Source organism: Paenibacillus sp. JCM 9796 (genome assembly GCF_055379675.1).
This window is the reverse complement of record NZ_AP043723.1, coordinates 5,213,625-5,227,657: the sequence shown is the minus strand read 5'-3', so window position 1 is coordinate 5,227,657 and position 14,033 is coordinate 5,213,625. Positions and strand designations below refer to the sequence as shown.

Genomic DNA, 14,033 nt, shown 5'->3' with positions numbered 1-14,033 from the left:
TACCCCTCCTTATGTACATACGATTGGGGAGTTAAAGCTTGTGATTTCCGTCTGTTCCTTGCCTGCCTTGAGCACGACCATGGTAATATCGTCCTTTTGGGGCAAGCCTTCCGTAAAAAGGTTGATATGATCAACAACAATCGTCTCGATTTCAGCCGCACTTTTATGCCCATGTTGTTCAAGAATTCGAACCAGTCTGTCCAATTTAAACATCTCGCCCTTACTATTCTGGGATTCCACGATCCCGTCCGTATAGAAGAAAACAAGATCCTCATCCTCAAGCTGCATTTCTTTCTCTTTGTAAACCTGTCCGGGTAATCCGCCAAGCATGACGCCGTTCAAGTCATGAGGCTGCACGACGCCAACCTCCGCCCTAACGATCACCGGAAGGTTATGTCCTGCATTGGCATAAACAAAAACGCCGGTATCCGGTTCCCAATCTGCACAAAACACCGTGACGAAGGACTTGAGCACTCTTAAGTCCCGGTACAAGGCATTATTCATCGCGGTAAGCGTCTCACCGGGTCCCTTCGTGGCTTCTGCAGCGCTTCGGAAGGCTCCGCGAGTAAGAATCATAAGCATGGCGGCAGGGATTCCCTTGCCCATCACATCTCCGATTATAATTCGGACCTTCCCGTTAGAAAGCGGATAAAAATCATAATAATCACCGCCAATCAACCTTGCAGGGAAGGAAACCCCCGATACTTCGCCGTTCGTCAGATCAGGCTTCTCCCCATTCAATAGCTTGGTTTGAATATTACGAGCCATTTGGATCTCCCGCTGCAGCGTTTTATTCATTTCTGTAGTGGAACCAACCTCACTGTTGGTTTGGAGCAGTACTTTTCGGAACATCAACTTACTGTCCCCCTTTTTGCAAAGACTCCATGATTCGAAATATGCCTATGGTGTCGAACAATTCGGTAATAACGTCATTCATACTTACGAATTCAACCGTACTTCCACGTTCGCTCGCATCATAGATCATGGATAGAAACGCACCGATCCCCGTAGAATCAATAAAATCCAATCCGGCCAAATCAACTATGATCTTCGTTACGTTATCGGGAATGCCGAGTTCAAAGTCGTCAATGGTCGAATAATCCATGAGACCGATGATTTCTACGCGCAACGTAGATCCTTGTATGTGCTGCTTCATTTCCAATCTCACGATCATTCCTCCTAGCTGTTCGTTTGGTAAGCCGCCCATCGCCGGAATTATTTATTGAAGCTTAAACTTTGCAAGATCATCCAGAAGGGAATGGGAAAGATCGGACAGTTCACTGGATTGTTCATGCAAAGCTTTGAACAGATCGGAAAGGGCAATCGTAATCTCGGTTGTATTGTTTGTCCGGTGATTAGCCAATTGTCGCATTTCATCCAGTTTGTCCATAATGACTTTGGCGCCCGGATCGTCTAACTGCTGAACCAGATGCTTCTCGAGCTGATCCAAAAAGTAATAAATTTCTTCAACGGTATCCCTGGATTCGGCGGTCGCTTCCATGGACATCGTGAACGCTTTTTCGAGAGACTCGTTTGCATCCGTTTCTAAGAGAACGGACAGCTTTTGTGCTTGCGTCGCTTTCTCGCGAGTATCGGTCAACAACTGGTGTAACGTGTCGACCATCGTATTGGTTGAGTCGGATAGCTCGCCGAGTTCTCCCCCGTCCAGAATTTGACTTTTCGCCGTCAAATCTCCCGCTTCGAGCTGTTTGATTTGAATGATGATCTTTTGAATGTTACGGTAAATGCTATTAAAGAAGTTGGCAGTAAGTATAAAGAGCGCTACGAGAGAAAGTAAGCCGAAAATAATCAAAATGAGGGATTGGCGATACAAAGGCGCGCTCATTGTTTCGTAATCGAGCGAAATATAAATCACTCGGCCCTCATCAAACGGGATAAACATTTTATACAATTTTTCGCCATTGAACTTTTGCACATAAGATACCCGTTGAGCGCTCTTGTCCATCTGCACGAGAATCTGCTCGTCTTCCTGAGTCTGATCGTTATAGGTTCCATAGACAATCTTTTTCAAAGGAGGGTACATTTTCTCAGCCAGGCTCGGGTCCTCAAATACGCGCGGGTCCAGCACCGCAATTTCCTTCGCATATTTGTTCTCGCTCAACACCTTCTTAATCCACGAATCCGGGCCGACCTCTTGCGTGAATTGATACACTTCATTCGCTTCAATATACGGATTGATCACATAATCCGTCCCCGGCTGGTGGTAATAAGCATATTTGAAAAATCTCGGTTTATCGTCATGCGAGCCGGATTGAGCGATATAAAGATTAATGATATTCTGGTTCACATAACTGACGATACCGTTGCCTTCCGGCTTTTTCCCTTGCAGCAAATGGTCTAAGGCCAGAAAGGCTTCCTGCATGATGCTTTTGAAACTAAACCCGATCTCCTTCGGGTCCGAGGATTTAACCCCTACGATGTCATCCCCTTTTCTTGCAAAAAGGGTAATCCCGGCAATTTGAAACTGATCGCGCAAGCGGATCAGATCCTGATCGGTAATATGATCAAGGGACTTTCCTTGCAAGTGATCGGCAATCCGCGCGGAAATGGATTCTAATTTATAGTCGATTTGTTGTTCGATCGATTTGGAGGCAAGATCCGTTTCTTTGATGCCGTGCTCTATGCTGTTGCCAATCATCAAAGCCTCATTCATGACATTTTCATTGATCTGTTCACGCAGAATAAAGTATTGAAACGTACCGGAGATCAACGCAATGGTTATCATCATAATGAGCATCTTGCGAATGAACTGCCAGCGCAAGGTTTGGCTTGCCGTTGATTTACTCATGGGTAGCACTCCTCCTTCGCTATTGCTTAGCAACCATCGTTCTCAGCGTAATTTTGTCCACTTTGCCTTGGGCTACGGGAATTTCCGCAATAGCTACAATCCGGTCGGGAACTTTATAGCCTGCAATTTTTGCACGGCAGAACGCATATAAATCATCGGTGCGCAGATCATCCTGAGGAACGACAAAGGCTACGATTTGCTCGCCGAATACGGGATGCGGAGCCCCGATCACAACAGCCTGCTTCACGCCTGCATGCTGAGACAGCACTTTCTCTACCTCGCCCGGGATGACCTGCTGCCCGCCCTTCTTAATCAACTCCTTCTTGCGTCCGATGAACTCGAGCTTGTTCTTCTCATTCAAGCGTACAAGATCGCCGGTGTAAAACCATCCTTCCTCATCAAAACATTGTTCGGTTAGCTGCGGATTTTGATAATAGCCGCTAAACGCAGCGGGCGATTTCAGGAGCAATTCGTCTTCCTTGACTTTATACTGCACGCCGTCATAAACCGTAAACTCCAATTGTTGACGAAGATCGCACAGCATCGCGCCTCCAAGCTCCGAGCTGCCATACTGTCCGACAAACTTGCATTGCTGCATCAGTTCAAATTGCTTCACGTAATCTTCCGTCATCATTTCGCCGGTCAAGCCGACGAACTCGATCTTCTTAAATACGTCCGGGTTCAAGGATTGGCCGAATGTATAAATCGCTTTAAAAATGGACGGCGTACTCACAACCTTGTTGCAGGCCGTCTCCTGCATCAGTGTAATCATACGGGGCAGTTCGAAGTTATCCGGAAATACGATGCGCACGCCCGAGCGAATACCGGTCAGTAAGGAAGCAATGCCAAACACCGAGTTGGGAGGCGCGTTCAAAAACACGACATCCGTCGGTTTCAATTCGTTAAAATCCTTCAGCAATTGAAACGAGAAATCAAACGCATGAATGCCGACAACCATCCCTTTGGGCGTCCCTGTGCTTCCCGAGGAGCAGCATATAAAGTCGATTTTGTCTTGCTCAAGCGCTCTCTCTGCACCCGCTATAGCTTTAGATTTCCATTCCTTGCAGTCGTCCGACGTATACAGCAAAGTTTCCTTCCCGGATCCAATCGCCCAAGCCTCCATGACCTCTGCAAAAGGAAAGCCATTGTGCGTGTTGATGGAAAATACGACATGAGGATCAAGAAATTGAAGAACGGCGGACAAATCCTCCTTGCGAAATTGCCAGCTTAACGGGATAATCGTACCGCCCAGTTCATTGATGGCAAGGACAAGAGCTGCATAAGAAGGGATAGCCGGGACCAGCAGTCCTACTTTTTTACCCTTTAATTCCAGCGGACGCAATAACGAGATATACCGGTCCATCTCGACCTGGATATCCCGGCTCGTATAATGGCCGGAGAATGTCGTTAATACGACCTTGTCCGCATCCGGATAGTGAAAAACCTTCTGAGCTAATGTCATGATTGTATGCCTCCTTTTGTCATTGCGTGGTATACGCCGCCGACAGTCGTAATATCTGCCGAACCGATCCATTGCTCCAAGCCGATTGCAAATCTTTGCGATAATTGAATGTATACATTGACCATCTGGAGAGAGTCGATTCCCAGATCATCGCGAAAGGATGAGCTTTCGTTGATCTTCTCGTGCGGAACGTGCGTCAGCTCGGAGAGCAGCTGGCAAAATTGCTTGAAGTCCATCATGTTAACCTCCTAAAGACCACTCGGCCGAAATCTTCCTAATCTCGCGTAATTTAAAGTTGCAGCAGTGGCCTTCATTTTCATATTCGATAAGTTGTTTTCCCGCCGGAAGCTTCTGGTACAGCTCGTAAATATCTGTATCCTTGACCATCACGTCCTTATTTCCATGAAACAGGAGAATCGGGCTGAAATTATCGAAGTTATCCAGCTTCGGAAGCAGGCTTTGTGCGGAATCATCGAGGATATAAGCCATACGCTCCATGAAATAATCCGGCATCCTCACACCACTTGCACAAGCAGGACTTACCGAGATCGCTTTGCTCACTTTCGGATGAGCGCTTCCTTCGATGGCCCAAGCGCCGCCTGAGCTGGTTCCGAATAAAGCGAGAGGCAGCCCCGGGTATTGGTTCGATGCGTAGTCAATGACTTGATTCATAAACTTTTCCCAATGAAGACGGGTGGCCTTGAATGACGTGCGTACATAAGTTTCCCCCTGCCCTGGCCCGTCAAAGCTGATCGTAACGAAACCCAGCTTTGCGAAATCCGTCTCGTAGGTGAACAGTTCTTCTTTGGAGGAATCAATGGGATTGACGATGACCATGATGCCCTTCTTCCGTTCAGGCACACGGATTCTGCCGAAGCAATCGTTTCCGTCGACGTCGATGACGGCCTCCAGGATCTGATCCTCGGAAAGCCTATCCGCCCGTTGAAAGAGCTCCTTGCAGCGTGCAAACCACTTTCGCTTCTCATCCCCTGTGGGGTACAACCACTGCAGCAGGTTATAGTACAAGCCGGCCATGCGGAAATGTTCCTCCGCTTCCTTCCTGTCCTGCTGAGCCTGAAGGAAGATCGCTTGCTTCGCAAAATCCTCCGCGCATTTCTGCAAAATCCCGTTCCAAGCTTCGGCGCTTGTTAACCGTCGCTGAAAGCCAGCGACGTCTTCTCTTCGAATGCCATGGGCAATCCAGCGGTCCCAAAAGCCTTCAAAAAGAAGGCAGGTCATCAATGTTTTTTGAATGGTGCCCTTTACAGTCGGGTCATCCGGTATCATAGCTTCGTACTCTCCCTTAACGATTAAATATGAGGATCAGGGAGGACCCTTCACCGGGAATCGTGGAAAGCAGCACCCGTTCCGTCATTTTCATCATGAGCGTGAATCCTTGGCCGAGTGATTTTTTTGTCGAATAACCCGCCATGAGCGCAGCATTCGGAAGATGCTTTAACGGAAAGCCCGGCCCTTGATCTTCCACGAGGAGATGGATGGCAGCGTCGGTTATAAACATGGTCATCTTTCCTTCGCGAGCATGCTTGAGAATATTCGTAATCGCCTCAGAAATAACAAGGAGATGGCTCATGATCGCGGTCTGCGGGATCCCAATACCGATCAGACTTTGTTTGGCGAGCTCCCTGGCTTTCGGAATGTCCGATCGTTCGATAACCGGGGCTGTGCACAATAGCTTGCCTGCCTTGTATGGCTCCACCTCATGTTTGCGGATCAGCAGAAACTTTCGCTGCGTGATGGCATACATCACGTCGCGGTACACCTGCCATACTTCATCCTCTTCGGGATGGCCGACCGGCTCGATTGTAGGAGCGGAAGGGATATATTGGGTTAGATCTTGTTTAATTTCTTCATAAGTCTTCAAGAAGCAGCGATGATGCCGATCCGAAAGATGCATTTCCTTTATTTTCAGATAAACATCCTCCTGCTTCTCCACCATTTCCACCAAACGAGCAGCCAGTGATAATAAATACCGGCCCTCATCGTTCTTAGGTTGAGGTTCGTTCTCCGCTGCAGTGAAGGACAGGTAGATCAGAAATCCCGATTCCCCTTTACCCCTATTCAGATGTTGACTCATACGATTGGCAATCCATCCAATCAAGGCGCGCCGTTGATGATCATGGATATTATCGCCTGATAAGGGGGAAGGTAGAGGGGCCCGCGCATTTAGAGCTCCTGCATGAAAATTCCCAAAAAATTTAGGAAATATGGATTTCACAATCGACACTTCCCCCTTTACAAAATCCCGAGCGGAGGCATAACCGTCATTTCATCAACGACCGAACCTTCTGGTTGACATAAGAGATACACCAAATGCTTGGCTAACGATTGAACGGGAATCATGTCGGATGCATCCGGCTTCAGTTCCATCCGGTCCCAGAATGGAGTCGCTACCGCGCCGGGCAATACGGCCGTTACCTGTATGCCTTTATTCCTCAATTCCGCTTGCAATACTCTCGTTAATCCCAGTACCCCGAATTTCGAAGCGGAGTAACCGCCGCAGCCGGGCAGTGCCGTCGTGCCGGCGACAGATACGACGTTAATCATTTTACCGGCACGGTTTTCAACCATATGCCTTCCGAAATATTGGCAGGCGAGGAACGTACCTTTCAAATTAACGGCGATCATTCGATCGAAATCGTCACTGGACATCGTCAACACCGATTCGAACACCCCTGTGCCCGCACTGTTGATGAGTGCATCAATGGTGCCGAACCGCGATATCGCCTCTTCGGCAAATCGGCTAACGCTATCTTCATTCGTTACGTCCAAAGGGACGGCTAGCGTATTCGCATTCATCTGAGAGGCTGCCTGCTTTAATTCGGCTTCATGTCTTGCTCCCAGCACAAGATTCGCTCCCAATTGACTGAGCAATAATGCCGTTTCTTTGCCGATCCCGCGGGACGCCCCGGTAATTGCAACGGTTTTTCCTTGGAGCTGCAGAAAGTCAATCATCTCATTCACCCGGTCCGCAATACTCGAAATAATTTTTTTCCGTTTCCCACAGTCCGACTTTTCGGAGCTTGGGAAGATGCGGTCGCAGCATGTTGTAGATCACGAGCGCTACGACCTCGGATGTCGGATTCAACTCTTTAAATTCAGCCGTATCCAGGTTCAGATGCTTATGATCCAGCTTATCCAGCACTTCTCTTTCCACAATGGCATCCAAATCCGCCAAATTCATGATCATGCCCGTTACCGGATCCGGCTCGCCTTCGACGGTGACATCAAGGTAATAATTATGTCCGTGCCCATGCGGATTGTTGCATTTGCCGAACAATTTCTTATTTTCCTCCGGCGACAAATGCACGCTATGTAATCGGTGCGCAGCGCAAAAGTGATATTTGCGTGTAAGTCGTATCAAGCATCCCGCCTCCTTTACCGAACTTAAATAGTGGTTTTCATGTAATTGAATCCGGTGCAATTCGCAATCTTGAAACCGCTGTTCCAGCGAATTCCAGATGTACTCAACTACATTTTCCGTAGTCGGTATGCGATGCTGAAAATAGGAATGTTCACGGTCCAAAAACTTCCCGTCGAGCTCCTCTTCCACAAATGAACTCACGATTTGTTTAATATCCGTTGTATTGACAACAATCCCGGATTTTTCATTCAATCGTCCCTTGACCATCACTTCCAGCTTGTAATCATGCCCATGGCCGCTGGAGTTGCTGCAGCGCCCGAAGACCCGGAGGTTTTCCTCTTCGCTCCACTGGGGAACCCGATAAACGTGAGTTGCCGAAAAATCGATTCTTCTCGATAAATAAAGCATCGCCGTTTCCCCCTTCCTAGGCTCTGGATATGGAACGGTCAAACTCTTCACATAGCGAGACGTTGTCGGCAAATATCCCCTTCTTCACCGTTGTCACCGTAGACGTTCCCGGTTTTTTCACGCCCCGCGCGCACATGCATAAGTGAGTTCCCTCCACGGTTACAATGACACCCTTCGGCTTCAGCACATTCAATACGGCACTCGCAACTTGCTGCGTCATTCGCTCTTGCACCTGCGGACGCTGCGAGACCAGCTCTACCAATCTGGCAAATTTGCTTAAGCCGACGATTCTCCCATCCGGAATATATCCGATGTGCGCCTTTCCATAGAACGGGATCAGATGATGCTCGCAGAAAGTGTAATAAGTCATATCCTTTACGGTGATGATCCCGTCGTACTCCTCTTCGAACGTTGTCGTCAGCGCCGATTCCGGATTCACCCCCACACCTGAGAACACTTCCCGGTACATTTTCGCGACTCGTTTCGGTGTATCCAGCAGACCTTCCCGGTCCGGATTTTCCCCTATTTGCTCGAGAATCGTTCGAATGCTGTCTTCAAGAACATCTTTACTTGCCAAATTGGTATTTGATCGTATGGTCATCTAGTATTTCCCTCCTTAGAAACAACAAAAAATCCAGTCCGAATAGAACTGGATTCGTATATACAGATCCGTCCCTAATTCGGCGGCCCAGCCGTCATAGCGTTACCGCCTTAGACCCGAAGCTTTGCGTCCCCACCTTTCGATGAGTTTGCCATTATCGTTAAGAATATAAGCCAAGTATAGTCTATTATACCTAGATAAGCAATGATTTCTTTATTGAAATCTTTGATATAACGACATTTTTCGACGCTATATGAGAATAAAGTCGAAAAATACGTGATATTATCGCGCATTTTTTCGACATTTGATGCCAAAGGCGGATGAAGCCGCACAGGTTGCATAAACGAAGAGACGGGGCAAGACGGGCTGCATGCACCCGCCTTACTCCGTCTCTCCTTGTTAGCAGCAGCGATTGATCTTACCGCTTTCATAACGCTCGTGAAGCGACAGCATATAGAACTCCTTCTCCGTCAAAGGGGTTTCATGCGGATGGCGCTCTTGCTGATGCTTCAAGTATTTCTCATAGTCCGGAATACTGAAAATGACCTTGATTGTCGCTTTGGCCTTGCTGGCAAAGCTCGTTATCGTTCTCATGGCATCAGGCTCCAAAAGTAGATTTGACAAACGGCGCTTCTTTTAATACCGGTTTTTGTTTTTGGATCAAAATTTTGTACCAGACGCGTAAAGATTCAATAATCATCAGGATCACCACAATCTCGAAGAAGATCGTGAGGCCTGCATCGATATAGTTGTTCGTCACAATCTGATGCATGACGTCCATATTTTTGGCAGGCGCGATGACTTGCCCCTGATCGATCCCGTCCTGGTATTTCTTCGCAGCCGCCAAAAAGCCGATGCTTGCCTGAGAGGAGAACGTTTTTTGGAAGCCGGCCGTTAATGTCGTTACCGCGAGGAACACGAACGGCACGATTCCTACCCAAGCGTAGCGGGCCTTGCCCATTTTGATCATAATCGTCGCCGCGACGGCGAGAGCGATGGCAGCCAACATTTGGTTCGCAATCCCGAACAGCGCCCACAACGAATTGATGCCGCCGAACGGATCGATGGCTCCTTGATACAAGAAGTAGCCCCAGGCCAAGCAAACAATAAACGAAGCCAGGAAATTATACTTGAACACTTTCGTTTGAGCAAACGGCTTGTAGAAGTTGCCGATCAAATCCTGAAGCATAAAGCGTCCTACCCGTGTGCCCGCATCCACAGCCGTTAAAATAAAGACCGCTTCGAACAAAATCGCGAAATGGTACCAGAATGCCTTGGCCCCGGCCAGGAACGTTGAAAAGATTTCCGCCATGCCGACGGCAAGCGTCGGCGCCCCGCCCGTTCTGGAGAGAATGGTGTTTTCACCGATTTCTTTGGCTGTGTTCGTAATTTGTTCCGGTGTCAGCGTGAAGCCCCAGGATGAAATTTTGGCGGCGACGGCAGCGGGATCGGTTCCAATAACGGCCGGCGACGAGTTCATAGCGAAGTAAATGCCGGGCTCCAAGGCGCACGCGGCGATCAAGGCCATGACGGCGACGAAGGATTCCGCGGCCATACCGGCATATCCGATGAAGGGCGCATGACTTTCTCTTTCGATCAGCTTTGGTGTCGTCCCGGAAGAAATCAGGGAATGAAAGCCGGAAACGGCGCCGCATGCTATGGTAATGAACAAGAACGGGAATAAATTGCCGGAGAATACGGGACCGGTCCCATCGATAAACTTGGTCACAGCCGGCATTTGCAGCTCCGGCAATGTCACCAAAATACCGCCCGCCAGTAAAATGATGACGCCGATTTTCAAGAAAGAGCTTAAATAATCTCGGGGTGCAAGCAGTACCCACACCGGCAAAATCGAAGCGATCAGGCCATATACGACCATCATCAGGGCGATCTGCGGCGCGGTGAAGGTGAACATCTTCGCCAGCACCGGATTGGCGGCAACAAATTGTCCTGCCCATAATACGATCATCAATAGAACAAAACCGATAATGGAGCCCTCAATGACTTTCCCCGGTCGAATAAATCGCATGTAGAAGCCCATGAAGATGGCGATCGGCATCGTCATGGCGATCGTAAACATTCCCCATGGAGACTCCGCCAACGCTTTCACGACGACGAGTCCAAGTACGGCGACGATGATAATGAGGATCGCCAGCGTTGCAATAGAAGCTAACGTGCCGCCGAATCGGCCGACTTCGTCTTTCGCCATCTGACCGAGCGACTTCCCGTCCCGCCGCATGGATCCGACAAGCGTGACGAAGTCCTGCACGCAGCCCGCAAGTACAGCTCCGATAATAATCCACAGAATGCTCGGCAAATACCCCATTTGTGCGGCCAAAATCGGACCGACCAGCGGACCGGCTCCGGCGATCGCCGCAAAGTGATGGCCGAAGAGCACGTATTTATTCGTCGGGACGTAGTCCTTGGAATCGTTATGCACATGGGCCGGCGTTGCCCGGTTGTCGTTTAATTCGTAGATCTTCCTGGCAATGAACCGGCTATAGAAACGGTAACCAAAAGCATAAGTGCAGATTGCGGCTATGATGAGCCAGGCCGCCGAAATTTTCTCGCCGTTCGCAAGCGCGAGCATCGCGAACCCTAGCGCGCCTAACGCCGCGATCAGCCCCCAAACCCCGTACGAAACCCATTTGTTTTTCATGATCCCACTCCTCGTAAGCGTTATTGTCGCGCGAACACAGTCCGTACGAACCAGGCCCAAGCTGGCTGTACGTCTTGCATTCCTCCAACCGGTTTATTTTGAGAGCGCTTGCAAATAGTATAAATCGTCTGGAGTCTTCGCGATACGCCTGAAGCGCATCATGCCGAATTTGTCATCTATGATGTTAAATTTCAAGTTTCAAACGCAGCGCTTTCACATAATTGCGGCTGACGGGTATCGTGCTTCGCGCCTCATCGTCCATCAGCAGATTGTAGGCCCCGTTGACCCACGTTTTCAGCTCGGCGATGGCGGCCAGATTGACGAGATAGCTCTTATGGCAGCGGAAGAAACCGAACGGCTCCAGCTTCTGTTCCAGCTCTACCAACGTGTACGTAACGTGATAGGCTTTATCGCGAATATGAACCTGGACATACTTGCCCTCCTTGCTAATATAGATGATGTCCTTCGGGGACACATACTTAATGCCTTCTTCCATTTCGAGCGCCAGCTTGACGCACGAATTTCCGGCCGGCGGGATGGCTGGGGCTTTCGTCCCCGTTCCCGTCCGCGTTTTGCGCAGCTCCCGGAAGACGCTGTCCAAATCATCTTCGTCGAATGGCTTGAGCATATAGTGAAAAGCCCGCACCTTGAACGCATCGACGGCATATTGGTCATAGGCGGTGGAGAAGACGATCTTCACCTGCGAATTCAGCTCGCCGACGATTTCCGCCACTTGAAGCCCGTTCAAGTCCGGCATGTCCATGTCGAGGAACAGGACATCCGGGGCTTGTTCCTTCACTTTCTTAATCGCATCCATGCCGCTGTTCGCCTGAGTCACCCGGTCCACGTCAGCGAGCTGCTCCAACAAATATACAAGCTCTTCCCTTGCCGGTGCTTCATCATCGGCAATTACGATATTCCAGCCCATGGATCCCTCACCTCACCCAAAAAGTAATTTTCGTTCCTTCCCCCGGACTGCTCTCGATTTCAAGCGGCCGCACTTTCCCGTAATGATAGCTCAGACGCTGTTCGATATTACGCAAAGCCATGCCTGTATGATCTTCCTGCCCGTCCTCCCGGATGAAGGTCAAGCCTACTCCGTTATCCTCGACCGTAATTCGCGCATGCCTCTCGCCGCTTTCCGGCTCCTCCTTCACGATGAGCCGGATCACGCCGGTCCTCTCGATGCCCTTGATCCCATGCACGATAGCGTTCTCGACGAGAGGCTGAATCGTAAACGGAGGAATGTGATGATCCAGTACGCGTTCGTCAATATCGGCGTAAAACTCCAGCTGATCCCCGAGACGCGCTTTAATCAGACTCAGATAGGACATTACCAATTCATATTCGTCGCGAATCGTAACCATTCTTTGGTTGCCGTTGCTCATATTTTTGCGTAAAAATTTCGACAAATGCATCACCATCTGACGCGCCTCTTCCGGTTTGGTGCGAATGAACGATTTGACCGTGTTCAGCGCGTTAAACAGAAAATGCGGATTCATCTGGGCCTGCAGCGAGCGAATCTCGGCTTCCGCAAGAAGCTGGGCCTGCCTCTCCGATTCGACAAACGCATACTGCTGGGACAATAGTCCGGCCAGGGAAGTCAGCATACGCCGGCGGGATGGATTGTCATCCTGCTCCCGTTCAAAATACAACCGGAACTGTCCGATCGGCCGCTGATTGGGAATGCCAACGAACAGGTCGATGCAAAACTTCGTCTTTCTTCCTTCCATCACCCAATCGGAACCGTTCTTGGTGAAAAACGCGCCAACCGCTTTCGTCTCTTCATTCAACACCTTGGCGATTTCCTGAACCGCCTTCTCGAACTCCAGCCGCCAGAGCGGCATCGTCATATCGGCGATTTGCAGCGCTCGGTGGGCATGCTCTGCGCCGATACGGTCCTCTTCCCGCTCCATCGTATTGTACAGCACAAAATAAAGCGCAACCCCGACGCTGTTAGCGAGCGTTTGCGGAAATCCGATGAGCGATACCAAGCCGACCGCTTCTTCCCAGGGCTTAGCCAGCAATAAAATGAGCCCCATCTGCAGCGACTCGGCCATGAATCCGACGACGAAGGCGAGCTGGACCGACGCTACCTTGCGGAAGCGCCTCTTGAACGCATTGCGGCAAAGCCCCGCCAACACGCCTTGAAGGATAGGAGCAACCATACAGGCGACGGCTACGAATCCGCCTAGGCTGTAACGATGCACGCCGGCAGCGATACCGACGATCAGTCCGCTCTTCACCCCTCCAAGCAAGCCGGCAATGACAACGCCCACGGTCCGGGAATTGGCAATGGCCGCTGTCGGGGAAACCTCGCCGATCCACGGGGCCGGTTGATACGTATAATTGGAGACGGTCACACCAGAGTACGTTCCGATAACCGCATAGGCGGTGAAAAAAACAAGAAACCGCCATTGATACGTCTTGTCCCCTTGATAGCTCATATAGCTGCGCATCCAGCGGCTGCGGGAAAAGGCAAATGCGAGCGCTATCAGAAAGCCGACCCGCTCGATCATATCGACGAATAGCTGCAGCATCGCTTCATGCCCCCCTGCGTACCCTTTTAACGTTATCCTAGCAGATATGAACCGCACTTGCAGTACAATTTCGTTTCCAGTGAACGGTCAGCTGTCGACATTCTTGCACCGCAAAGCAAAAAAGGCTGGTCAGATAGCCGCAGCAGCAGCGTTCTGACCAAGCCTTCGAAAC

The 14,033-nt window shown here is 49.8% G+C and carries 14 protein-coding genes and 1 riboswitch; all 14 genes read right to left on the bottom strand.

Annotation, left to right across the window (positions count from 1 at the left end):
• Window positions 1-9: 9 nt before the first annotated feature.
• Entirely contained in the window at window positions 10-852 is an 843-nt protein-coding gene (locus ACZ439_RS25175; protein WP_127604379.1) for a PP2C family protein-serine/threonine phosphatase, read from the bottom strand.
• A gap of 4 nt (window positions 853-856) precedes the next feature.
• Complete coding sequence (locus ACZ439_RS25170) at window positions 857-1,168, bottom strand: STAS domain-containing protein (protein WP_196426869.1); 312 nt, start codon at window positions 1,166-1,168, stop codon at window positions 857-859.
• Between the two features lie 51 nt (window positions 1,169-1,219).
• Complete coding sequence (locus ACZ439_RS25165) at window positions 1,220-2,809, bottom strand: methyl-accepting chemotaxis protein (RefSeq protein ID WP_127604383.1); 1,590 nt, start codon at window positions 2,807-2,809, stop codon at window positions 1,220-1,222.
• A gap of 19 nt (window positions 2,810-2,828) precedes the next feature.
• The gene (locus ACZ439_RS25160; protein ID WP_164751698.1) at window positions 2,829-4,271 is read right to left on the bottom strand and encodes a class I adenylate-forming enzyme family protein; all 1,443 of its coding nucleotides are present in this window, start codon (window positions 4,269-4,271) and stop codon (window positions 2,829-2,831) included.
• On the bottom strand, window positions 4,268-4,510 hold the full coding sequence (locus ACZ439_RS25155; RefSeq protein WP_054795836.1) for an acyl carrier protein: 243 nt from the start codon (window positions 4,508-4,510) through the stop codon (window positions 4,268-4,270). The genes ACZ439_RS25160 and ACZ439_RS25155 overlap by 4 nt, the downstream gene beginning before the upstream one ends.
• A gap of 1 nt (window position 4,511) precedes the next feature.
• Window positions 4,512-5,558, bottom strand: a complete 1,047-nt coding sequence (locus ACZ439_RS25150; RefSeq protein WP_201318486.1) for an alpha/beta hydrolase — start codon at window positions 5,556-5,558, stop codon at window positions 4,512-4,514.
• Between the two features lie 16 nt (window positions 5,559-5,574).
• On the bottom strand, window positions 5,575-6,366 hold the full coding sequence (locus tag ACZ439_RS25145; protein WP_127604391.1) for an ATP-binding protein: 792 nt from the start codon (window positions 6,364-6,366) through the stop codon (window positions 5,575-5,577).
• Between the two features lie 158 nt (window positions 6,367-6,524).
• A complete protein-coding gene (locus ACZ439_RS25140) occupies window positions 6,525-7,244 on the bottom strand; it encodes an SDR family oxidoreductase (RefSeq protein ID WP_054799174.1) in 720 nt (239 codons plus the stop codon).
• A 1-nt stretch (window position 7,245) separates the two neighbouring features.
• Window positions 7,246-8,061 carry a 6-carboxytetrahydropterin synthase gene (locus ACZ439_RS25135; protein WP_127604395.1) on the bottom strand — a complete coding sequence of 272 codons (816 nt, stop codon included), beginning with the start codon at window positions 8,059-8,061 and terminating at the stop codon, window positions 7,246-7,248.
• A 16-nt stretch (window positions 8,062-8,077) separates the two neighbouring features.
• Window positions 8,078-8,662 (bottom strand): GTP cyclohydrolase I FolE, encoded by a 585-nt coding sequence (gene folE, locus ACZ439_RS25130; protein WP_464620329.1) that lies wholly within the window; start codon window positions 8,660-8,662, stop codon window positions 8,078-8,080.
• 78 nt (window positions 8,663-8,740) lie between these two features.
• A riboswitch (cyclic di-GMP riboswitch) is annotated at window positions 8,741-8,825 on the bottom strand.
• Window positions 8,826-9,061: 236 nt separating this feature from the next.
• Window positions 9,062-9,256 carry a CstA-like transporter-associated (seleno)protein gene (locus tag ACZ439_RS25125; RefSeq protein WP_054795831.1) on the bottom strand — a complete coding sequence of 65 codons (195 nt, stop codon included), beginning with the start codon at window positions 9,254-9,256 and terminating at the stop codon, window positions 9,062-9,064.
• 4 nt (window positions 9,257-9,260) lie between these two features.
• Window positions 9,261-11,321, bottom strand: coding sequence for a carbon starvation CstA family protein (locus ACZ439_RS25120; protein ID WP_141333928.1), 2,061 nt, complete (start codon window positions 11,319-11,321; stop codon window positions 9,261-9,263).
• A 184-nt stretch (window positions 11,322-11,505) separates the two neighbouring features.
• Complete coding sequence (locus tag ACZ439_RS25115) at window positions 11,506-12,249, bottom strand: LytR/AlgR family response regulator transcription factor (protein ID WP_054795830.1); 744 nt, start codon at window positions 12,247-12,249, stop codon at window positions 11,506-11,508.
• Between the two features lie 7 nt (window positions 12,250-12,256).
• Complete coding sequence (locus tag ACZ439_RS25110; RefSeq protein ID WP_464620328.1) at window positions 12,257-13,861, bottom strand: LytS/YhcK type 5TM receptor domain-containing protein; 1,605 nt, start codon at window positions 13,859-13,861, stop codon at window positions 12,257-12,259.
• Window positions 13,862-14,033 lie beyond the last annotated feature (172 nt).